The organism is Paraburkholderia bengalensis, assembly GCF_037126505.1.
GTDB lineage: Bacteria > Pseudomonadota > Gammaproteobacteria > Burkholderiales > Burkholderiaceae > Paraburkholderia > Paraburkholderia bengalensis.
The window spans coordinates 23,374-32,827 of record NZ_JACFYJ010000095.1; the positions used below are offsets into that span (position 1 = coordinate 23,374).

The window sequence follows — 9,454 nt, forward strand, 5'->3', positions numbered from 1 at the left end:
GACGTTTGCGAAAGCACCTCTCTTCGGCGCATCGAAACCGATCGACGTCAGCTCGCCGATTCGTTCGATCGTGATGTCGGGGTCGGGATGTTCCCGATCTCCGCGGCATCGAGCGCGTAGTGTCCCTGGCGCGGAAAGATCGTCGTGAGCCGGTCACCCCACTTCTCTTTCATCGCCGTCAGGATGCACAGCTTGTCGTCGATCATCACATAATGGCGCGCGGGATAGTGCGCGATCACGTCATCGAGCATCAGCTCTTTGTGGATGTAGAGATCCAGCACGCGCCCTTCGGCCTCGTCCCGCAGTTCCGAGCGCGACACCTTGCGCGGCTGGAACACGAGAACGCCGTCCGACAGGATCGCCGTCTTGCCGAACTGGCTCGCGTAGCTTAGCGCATCGAGCGCGCCGGGAAGACCCCGCAGCCGATACTGACCATGATAGGCGCGCGCGTAGGATTCCATCGACATCTGGTCTGCGAAAGGCGTTTCGTCGCGAATTTGCCTAGTAGCAGGTCGGCCACCCATTCGATGACCCCGTCCACCCCGTTTCCTCGACAATCAAGGATTTGGGTAGCTAGGCCCGGCCTGATTCTCGCCCCAGTCGCGGTCATGATCCGGGGTGTTGTCACCGGGTTCGGTGGGTCGCTGGTGCTCGCTAATAGGGGCTCGGCCAGGATATCTTGAGGCCGTCCGTAACGTGGATGCCGAGACTTGCCACCGATGTTGCAGGCCAAACCGTTCAACCTGCAAAGCCTTCGATGCAAGAAAACCAACAACATAGTTCTGTCGATATATTCGTCGGCGTCGATGTCGGCAAAGGTCACCATCACGCCGTCGCTCTCGATCGGCGCGGAAAGCGCCTTTACAACAAGGCGCTGCCCAACGATGAGGCCAAGCTGCGCGCCCTCATTACCGAACTCAAGACGCACGGCCAGCTGCCGTTCGTCGTCGATCAGCCTGCCACCATCGGCGCGCTGCCTGTGGCAGTTGCACGCGCTGAAGGCGTTCTGGTCGCATATCTACCGGGTCTGGCTATGCGCCGCAACGCCGACCTGCACGCCGGTGAAGCCAAGACTGATGCTCGCGATGCCGCCATCATTGCCGAGGCCGCGCGCGCTCCATGCCGCATACGCTGCGCTCACTTCGGCTGGCCGACGAACCACTCGCCGAACTCACCATGCTGTGCGGCTTGGACGATGCTCAGGCCGCCCAGATCAGGCAGACCAGCAACCGCATTCGAGGTCTGCTCACCCAGATCCATCCGGCGCTGGAAAGGGTCCTGGGGCCGCGCCTCGACCATCCGGCCGTGCTCGATCTGCTTGAGCGATACCCATCACCCACCGAGTTCGCCTCAGCCAGCGAGAAAACACTCGCCAACCGCCTCACCAAACTCGCACCTCGCATGGGCAAGAGCCTGGCCGCCGACATCGTCCAGGCGCTCAGCGAACAGGCTGTGATCGTGCCCGGTACTCAGGCCGCAACCTTCGTCATGCCGCGTCTTGCCCAGCAACTCGCATCCTTGCGCAAGCAACGCGAGGAGTTTGCCAGCGAAGTTGAACGTCTGGTGCACGCACACCCTCTTTGGCCGGTCCTGACCAGCATGCCGGGAGTCGGCATCAGGACCGCCGCCAGACTCCTCAGAAGTCGCTCACAGAGCCTTCGCATCGGCTGCGCATCTCGCCGCCTACGCCGGACTCGCCCCGGTGACCCGACGCTCGGGCTCGTCCATTCGTGGCGAACACCCGTCCAGACGGCCCCCCCCCGAAGAGCCGTGTTCATCAAACGCGTCCGGGTGGTAACAAGTGCGGACAAGATCCCAGTCGATGCGATCGATACCTCGACAGTAACGCGGCATGACCCTTCTTGATGGCTCCGATGTCAAGAAGTCGCTGCCGTTGCGTTTCCATATCGCTCGCACCTTTTCAGTAGCTCTCGTTCACTACGCTCAGCTGTGTGAACTCAGCCAGGCCGTGTTCGGTCCACTCCACCCCGATTCCTGACTGTTTGGCACCTGCAAACGGAATATTCGGCCCAAAGCTGAGATGCTGATTGACCCAAACAGTGCCGGATTGGAGCCGCGCTGCGATGCTGCGCGCACGCGCAGCGTCTGAAGACCAAACCGAGCCACCGAGTCCATATTCCGAGCGATTCGCGCGAGCTAGACCGTCTTCAGCGTCAGCGATTCTGATAATCGGCAGCACCGGCGAGAACTGCTCCTGGTCAACCAATTCGCTTCCGTCTTCGATATTACGCACGACTGTGGGACGAACGAAAAAGCCTTTTCCCTCGACTACCGTGCCACCGGCGATGATCTGCCCTTCTCTCTCGCCAGCAGAAATATAATGCTTCGCCTTGGCAAATTGCGCTGCGTTCTGTATAGGCCCGATCTGTGTGCTCTGCTCGAGTCCATGGCCACTAATGGCCGCCGAAGCCCGCGCCGCGATTGCGTCGCAAAGCGTGGAGTAAATTGCCCTATGCGCGTAGACGCGCTTGATTGCGAGGCAGGCCTGCCCTGCGTTATAGAAGGCCGCCTGGTAGATTTTATCGGCGACCGCTTCAACAGCCACATCGTCCAGGACAATCGCGGCATCGTTACCGCCGAGCTCAAGCGTCAGCCGCTTCAACGTCGCAGAGCCATTCGCCATGATTTTGCGGCCTGTCGCCGTGGAACCCGTGAACGTCACCTTCGCGACATCCGGGTGCGATGTGAGCAATGAGCCAAGGTCGTTTTGGTCGGTCACAACGTTGACAACACCCGCAGGGAATATCGACTGTGCAATTTCACCTAGCATCAGGGCACAGATTGGTGTAGTCGGAGCGGGCTTCAACACAACCGTGTTGCCGGCTAAAATAGCTGGGGCAAGCTTTGCGGCCGGCACCAACGCGGGGAAATTCCACGGACTGATTCCGACTACGACTCCCAGCGCCTTGCGCATAACCTCAATGCGGCCTTTGTCGTCGTTCTGGATGACTTCGACGGGCAACGTCAAGCCTGCAAAATGCCGCACGAAAGCTTCCGTGTAGGAAACTTCGCCTTGAGCTTCTGCAAGCGGCTTGCCCTGTTCTCTGACCATCGCCTCGGCGAGTTCGGGCGCACGCTGCTGAATCGCATCGGCGTAAGCCAGCAAGAGCTGTGCACGCGCGTTCCAGCCAAGCCTCTCCCAATCTGGCTGCGCAACCTTTGCGGCTGCGACTGCTGCCAGTGCTTGAGACTCTGACGCGCAGGCCACAACCGCGACCGTGTCGCGAGTAGCTGGGTCTTTCACTTCAAGCGTGCGGTCGCCGTCTACGAGCTTTCCGTTGATAAGCATTTTGGTCGTGAAAGCCATAAATTCTCCATTGATTCACTAGCAGAGCGCCATTCTTGTAGGCCGCACTCGTCTAAATTCGTTTTGTAAAGGGAATCGGAAGCCATCTAGGCACTATCGCTCGTTTGTTCCCTCGAATGTGCAGTCGCTCATGATGGCCCCACGCTGAGCGCGGAACCGCGTCACTAGCCAGTCGGAGACCCGCTCGGCGATGAGGATGGTGGTCGGATTCGTTGGCACACGAGTGATTAACGGCATGACCGAAGCGTCGACCACAAACAAGTTCTTGAGTCCATGAACTTCACAGTGGTTATCGACGACCGCCATCGCGTCAGTGGACGGCCCCATACGGCAGGTAGAAGCCGCATGGTTGTAATGCGATGGCGCAGCGCGCACCGCGGCTTCGAGCTCGACATCGCTCACATGGTTACCGGGTTTCAACTCTGTCACGATGAGGTCCGAAAGGGGCGAAGTCGCTGCAAGCTCTCTCGCGATTCGCAGTGCCTTCGCGACCTTTCTTACATCGTCAGGATCCTTGTAAAGGCCGAGGTCAATCAACGGGGCCTCCTTCGGATTCGGCGACGCAAGACGCACCGATCCGCGCGACTTCGGCTGCATACACGAAACAAAAAAAAACGAAGTCCCAGCCCGTGGGATGTTCCATAGATGGCGGTATAAAAGTGCGCGGCATCAGTTCTGTTGGCACCGCCGCTGTAGGAAGAACGTGAAGATCATAGTCGACCAGATCATCATCTGATTTCACACTCAACACCGTCTGGAACATGGCACTGACATCCCGCCCCGGCGGCTTTGCTGCGTATATATTCCACATAACGGGGTGCTCGGTCAGGTTTTGTCCCACACCAGGATTGACTTTTACGACGTCAATACCGAGCTCAGACAAGTGAGCTTCCGGACCCACGCCAGAGCGCATCAGAATAGCCGGACTGTTATAAGTTCCAGCGCTAAGGATAACGTTGGTCGCATCAATTATCTCACCGCTCACAAGCCGTACGCCAATCGCCCGGTCGCTATCGAACAATACGCAGTCGACTTCGACGCCGCCTCGCACCGTGAGATTCTTGCGCTCTCGTGCATCTTCCAAGTACGTCACCGCAGTGCTTTGCCGGATTCCGTCCACCGCGCTCAAAGGAGCCCGCGCAAAACCGGGTTCACCCGGTGCATTGACGTCACGCACGCGGGCGTATCCCAACGCGTCGCTAGCCAAGGCCGCGGCCGCCGCGGTAGGTTCAAGCTGATCCCAGTTAAAGCAGTCGAGCTTATACGGACCAGAACGCCCATGCCAACAGTCTTCGCCGTAAGCGTATCGCTCCATTCGACGATAGAACGGTAGCACGTCTGCGTATGACCATCCTTCATTTCCTAAGGACTGCCAGTTATTATGGTCCTGAGGTCGCGCCCTCATCGCGAAGCAGTAGTTCACCGAAGATGAACCGCCAATGACCTTACCTCGCGGGATAGCGACTGAAATTCCAAGCGCGTCCGGTTGTGACGCGTATCCCCAGTCGTGGCTCGAAGGAGAAAAAGCACTGTCCCGGATATCACGTGGCATGGTCTGCGACGTATAGTCCGGACCGGCCTCAAGCAGTAGAACATTTAATACACCGCATTCAGTTAGTCGATTCGCGAGTACACAACCCGCTGACCCTCCTCCTACTATCACGACGTCATAGCTCATATCTCTGTCTCCGGTAGTTTTTTTTTCGATCCAGATCCGCCCCTTCACCACGACAGAACATTTGCGGCCTTACTGTCGAGTCTCGTCGATTAGCAAGGATCGGAATTATCACTCTCGGCTGACGCCGAAGGCATGTCAACATGACGAGCGATTTCATTCCGTGCAATGAGAAAACTAGCTACGCCTCAATATCACTATGTGACGAACCGTCCCGTTAGATTAGCAGGCTGTTGAAATACCTCCCGCGCACGTCATCCGCGCGGGAGGGGTAAACGTTGAAATGAAGAATCGAACAACACTGAGACTGAGGCGATGCGCGGAGCGGACGGCTATACAGAGTCGATGTTCAGGATGTCCAGGCTCGATGACTTCGATCCGGCCAATCACCCGTTGCGACCGATTCGGCTGTGGTTGAACGAAGCGCTCACTCGCATGGATTCAGTCTTTTCGCGCATGTACGAGAGCGACGCGAAGGGCGGACGCCCAAGTATCGCGCCGGAGAAGCTGATTCGCGCGCTGCTGTTGCAAGTGCTGTACTCGATTCGCAGCGAACGCATTCTGATGGAGCAAATCTCCTACAACATGCTGTTCCGCTGGTTCGTCGGACTGGCGATGGACGATGTGGTTTGGGACCACTCCACCTTCAGTAAGAACCGCGACCGACTGACGGCCCATGATGTCATGGTCAGTCTGTTCAATGAGACGGTCGAGACAGCACGCGTGCGGGGCCACCTGTCGAGCGAGCATTTCAGCGTCGACGGCACACTCATTCAGGCTTGGGCCGGACACAAGAGCTTTGTGCCGAAGGCGAAGTCGGATGACGACTCGCCGCCCAACGGCGGTGCCGGCTCTCACGAGAACTGGCATGGCGAGAAGCGTAGCAACGACACGCATGAATCCAGCACGGACAGTCAGGCCCGGCTGTTTCGCAAGAGTCGTGGCACGGGCGCGATGCTTTGCTACATGGGACACGCGCTGACTGATAACCGACACGGCCTCGTAGTGAACGCACAGGTGACGCAGGCGAATGGCACCGCCGAGCGGGACACAGCAGCCGAAATGCTTGCGGACGCCGCGCAGTTTGCCGATACGTCGATTACGGTAGGTGCTGACAAGAACTACGACACGGCTGGCTTCGTGGCGACGTGCCGCGCACACGGCGTGACGCCACATGTTGCGCAAAACAATGGCCGCGCGGGTGGCTCCGCCATCGACGGACGCACAACGCGCTGGGCCGGCTATGCCGTCAGTCAGCGCAAGCGCAAATGCATTGAGCAGGTCTTTGGCTGGAGCAAACGGTTGGCAGGATTCGGCAGGCGATGTTTCGGAGCCTGCAACGAGTTGACCAGCTCTTCCTGTTGACTCAGGCGGCCTACAACCTGAATCGCATGCGCACGCTCGCCACGAACGCGGCATAGGAGCGACAGGCAGCGAGGAAATGGCATTGCATCCACTTGAATTAAAGGCTCCGAGCATTAAACCGACATCAATCAGATCGGCGCAGCGACTCAATGAAACGAAGTGCTCAAAGCCGGCAAGGTGTTTTTCAACAGCCTGTTAGAAGTTTTCGTTTTCTCTTTATTGAATATTTGTCGCAATCTCTGAGCTGCGAGGTAGAGAGCCCAATAGGGCATGCCCTGCCCGATACGAGGTTCGGGCTTCCAGATCTAATAGGCTGTCAGGGTATCTCTTTTTGTAAATACGCACTAACATTCGCGAAGGCGCGAGGCGGTGTTCGAACATTTCATTACGAACCTCGTTGTTTAATGTTATGCCGATGTCGCCCTCACTCAATTGACGAACTCATCCTGCCCGGGTGGCAGGCATTCGCATGCGCGTTAATTTGCAGGCCGCATGTATCATCAGAAGGAGCGGGCCTACTCGCTTCCGACCTTGACACACCACCCGTCGAATTTTGCCGAAGATCTTGTTCCGCCCAAATACGTCGCTATGCATTTTCGCGCTCGCTATTTAATAACGTAGCCACAGTCTTCACAGTCTTCGCGATAGTGCGTAACAAGCACGTGCGATCGTATGTCTTTGACCGTTTCGCCAATCGCAGCGTTATCCCCGATTCACCGCGGCAACCGCGCGCCTTCGGCGATTTGGCTTTCGTATTGCATGCGACGATCGGAATAGCACACTAATACGCAGCACTGACTGCTTCGCTCGCTGTGTAAGATAGCGCAGGAGTGCGACGAGCGTGTCTACGGAATGGGCGGCTTGGTCGCCGGGAAATGACTCTATACCAAGTGCCCACAATTCGTTGACTTCTGCGCCTTGCTTGACCGTATCAGCGGCCGAGTCTATTTCCGTTCGTTATAGGAGGCTTCATTCGGGTCGCACCCAAAGGATCGCGCCCAAGTCGCGGTAGCGTTGATCGACGTCTACTGCCAGCCACCTAGATCGTGGTCGCTGTGTATAGATTCGCAGGTCGTGCCGCGTTGAGTGAAGATATCTTGAATAGCGTTCGAGGCCGCAAGGTGAAGCGCGCGATGTATGATTGTGTTCGAACGCCGGGGCGGCGTTATAGTTCCTTTATGCTCTCAACTCTCATGGACAAACTCCAAGCGATTAGCACATTCGTGCGCGTCGTCGAAGCGCGCAGCTTCAGCAAGGCGGCGGAGACGCTGTCAATGCCGCGATCGACTGTCACCACTACAATCAAGAATCTGGAGCAGCACCTAGGCACGATGCTGCTCCGTCGCAGCACGCGCAACTTGAGTCTTACAGAAGCAGGCGAACGTTATTACGCGTCATGCCGGACTATTCTTGAGGAGATTGAACGAGCGGAAAGTGGCCTGCGGGATGACATGCTCGCGCTGCGCGGCAAGGTACGAGCCGATATGCCGGGGGTGATTGGCCGCGCTGTTGTGCTTCCGAATCTCCGTGACTTCGCACAACGCTATCCAGACATCGAAGTGGTATTAGGACTGAGCGACAGACCTGCCGATCTGATCTTCGACGGCATCGACTGCGTGATCCGCACGGGCGAACTCGCGGATTCCTCGCTGATTGCACGCCAGCTCGGCACGCTCACGTGGCTCACCTGCGCGTCCCCACGCTATCTGAGCGAGCGCGGCGAACCTGCCTCGGTTGCCGACCTATCTGCACACGAAGCGATCAACTATATCTCGAATGCGAGCGGCAGGCCGCTTGACTGGCGCTTCGAAGTGGATAGCAAACCCGTCGCGCTGACGATGCGAAGCCGCTTTGCCGTCAACGAAACGGAAGCATACTTGCAATGCGGGATCGAAGGGCTTGGGATTATCCAGCTATCGGAGTTTGTCGCTAAGCCTTACCTTGAATCGGGGCGGCTGAAGGAAGTTCTGCGGGGATCGAGGAGCGCGCCCGTTCCAGTCGCGATCGTGTATCCCCATCGTACGCATTCGAGTGCGGCAGTGAAAGCCTTCGTCGACTGGATCGCGGAGATATTTCCGCGTTAATGGGACACACCAACCACGGCGCGCCCCAGAAAATGGCATGGACGCTCACGCGTGCTGCGCTTGACATCTCAGGTCCTTTGGACGTTGGAGCATTCGTCCTTTTCGTGCATTCTCTGGCGGTTTGCGGAAAAACCGCTTTCAGATCAAACACTTGAAACTTCTCAAGTTGCAAAATCGTCTGAGGCGGCTTCTTCCGCCGTTACCGCCAGAGAATGCACGAAAAGGACTACAAGGTCTTCCCCGTTGAGCGCAAGCTCAATCGCGGATTTCTGTTGTTAGCTTTGCCGTTGCCTGCGTTGCGTGAGAAGGTGAAGGATTGCGGTACTACAAACGGTCATCGTGGGCAAATGGCTCGGACCCTGATGAAAGACGCGCGCGAGGACCTCGTTCGAATATCGGGATTGAAGTCCCAGTCCTTTTCGCAGGTATGCCTCGCGCGGGTCCAACCCGCTTCACATCACCGCTGGCAGTGCAAAGTGATCTTCTATCTGGTCATGGATTTCGATCAGTAACGCGCGCACCCGGCGATTCCCCTGTTTGCTGATGCCCTGATCTACCTGACTGCGCCACTATCGTACGGTTGTGGCACGGGCCCACGCAAGCGCCGAGCTGGCGACGGTTATCGAAGGTCCTCCAGAACAGTTCGAGCGCGAGTCGCTGCGCGCCGACCCGGCCAATGCCCTTGAGGTCGGTGAGGTGCTCCAGCCGGTTGGATGCCGGCGCGGGCAAGGTGTCGCGTAACGCGGTCTCCAGTGCTGCGAATTGCCGCCCCACGAATGCCAGCCGTTCGCACTCACGCAGCAGCCGTTGGCGCAGTTCGGGCGGTAGCGGTGTACCGTCGTGACCCCGCACCTCATCGCCGGCAAGCCGGCTGGCGAAGCTCTTGTGCTCGACGTTGTCCCAGCTGTTGAGGTCGACTATTTCTGCTAGCAGGACGATTAATTGCGCTAGCGACCTCTTCTAAATCGCCGTTTGACCGCGTCTCTGCGATATCTGCCGACG

At 57.9% G+C, this 9,454-nt stretch carries 6 protein-coding genes and 3 pseudogenes; 4 read left to right on the forward strand and 5 right to left on the reverse strand.

Going from position 1 to position 9,454, the window contains the following annotated elements:
- Nucleotides 1-47: 47 nt before the first annotated feature.
- A complete protein-coding gene (locus H3V53_RS35030; RefSeq protein WP_419539644.1) occupies nucleotides 48-467 on the reverse strand; it encodes a hypothetical protein in 420 nt (139 codons plus the stop codon).
- Between the two features lie 290 nt (nucleotides 468-757).
- Between H3V53_RS35030 and H3V53_RS35035 the strand changes: the two are divergent.
- Nucleotides 758-1,753 (forward strand): annotated as a pseudogene (locus H3V53_RS35035) (IS110 family RNA-guided transposase); the annotation flags it as partial.
- A gap of 168 nt (nucleotides 1,754-1,921) precedes the next feature.
- Here the strand turns inward: H3V53_RS35035 and H3V53_RS35040 are convergent.
- From H3V53_RS35040 to H3V53_RS35050, 3 genes are all read right to left on the reverse strand, one after another.
- Nucleotides 1,922-3,328 carry an aldehyde dehydrogenase family protein gene (locus tag H3V53_RS35040; RefSeq protein WP_336601729.1) on the reverse strand — a complete coding sequence of 469 codons (1,407 nt, stop codon included), beginning with the start codon at nucleotides 3,326-3,328 and terminating at the stop codon, nucleotides 1,922-1,924.
- A gap of 93 nt (nucleotides 3,329-3,421) precedes the next feature.
- Nucleotides 3,422-3,865, reverse strand: a complete 444-nt coding sequence (locus H3V53_RS35045; RefSeq protein WP_336601730.1) for a GMC family oxidoreductase — start codon at nucleotides 3,863-3,865, stop codon at nucleotides 3,422-3,424.
- Entirely contained in the window at nucleotides 3,858-5,006 is a 1,149-nt protein-coding gene (locus tag H3V53_RS35050) for a GMC family oxidoreductase (protein ID WP_336601731.1), read from the reverse strand. The genes H3V53_RS35045 and H3V53_RS35050 overlap by 8 nt, the downstream gene beginning before the upstream one ends.
- Nucleotides 5,007-5,318: 312 nt before the next feature.
- Between H3V53_RS35050 and H3V53_RS35055 the strand changes: the two are divergent.
- The 3 genes and pseudogenes from H3V53_RS35055 (at nucleotide 5,319) to H3V53_RS35065 (ending at nucleotide 8,964) form a co-directional block, all read left to right on the forward strand.
- Nucleotides 5,319-6,424, forward strand: a pseudogene (locus H3V53_RS35055) (IS5 family transposase).
- A gap of 1,137 nt (nucleotides 6,425-7,561) precedes the next feature.
- Nucleotides 7,562-8,452: a LysR family transcriptional regulator gene (locus tag H3V53_RS35060; protein WP_336601732.1), complete on the forward strand. Its 891-nt coding sequence runs from the start codon at nucleotides 7,562-7,564 to the stop codon at nucleotides 8,450-8,452.
- Between the two features lie 212 nt (nucleotides 8,453-8,664).
- Nucleotides 8,665-8,964 (forward strand): hypothetical protein, encoded by a 300-nt coding sequence (locus H3V53_RS35065; protein WP_336601738.1) that lies wholly within the window; start codon nucleotides 8,665-8,667, stop codon nucleotides 8,962-8,964.
- Here H3V53_RS35065 and H3V53_RS44015 read toward each other — a convergent pair.
- Nucleotides 8,950-9,373 (reverse strand): annotated as a pseudogene (locus H3V53_RS44015) (transposase); the annotation flags it as partial. The gene H3V53_RS35065 and the pseudogene H3V53_RS44015 sit on opposite strands and share 15 nt — an antisense overlap.
- Between the last annotated feature and the right edge of the window lie 81 nt (nucleotides 9,374-9,454).

Excerpts from the sequence above, each read along its gene's own strand:
- H3V53_RS35030 (WP_419539644.1), bottom strand. The coding sequence starts at position 467 with ATGTCGATGGAATCCTACGCGCGCGCCTATCATGGTCAGTATCGGCTG.
- H3V53_RS35040 (WP_336601729.1), bottom strand. The coding sequence starts at position 3,328 with ATGGCTTTCACGACCAAAATGCTTATCAACGGAAAGCTCGTAGACGGC.
- H3V53_RS35050 (WP_336601731.1), bottom strand. The coding sequence starts at position 5,006 with ATGAGCTATGACGTCGTGATAGTAGGAGGAGGGTCAGCGGGTTGTGTA.
- H3V53_RS35060 (WP_336601732.1), top strand. The coding sequence starts at position 7,562 with ATGGACAAACTCCAAGCGATTAGCACATTCGTGCGCGTCGTCGAAGCG.
- H3V53_RS35065 (WP_336601738.1), top strand. The coding sequence starts at position 8,665 with ATGCACGAAAAGGACTACAAGGTCTTCCCCGTTGAGCGCAAGCTCAAT.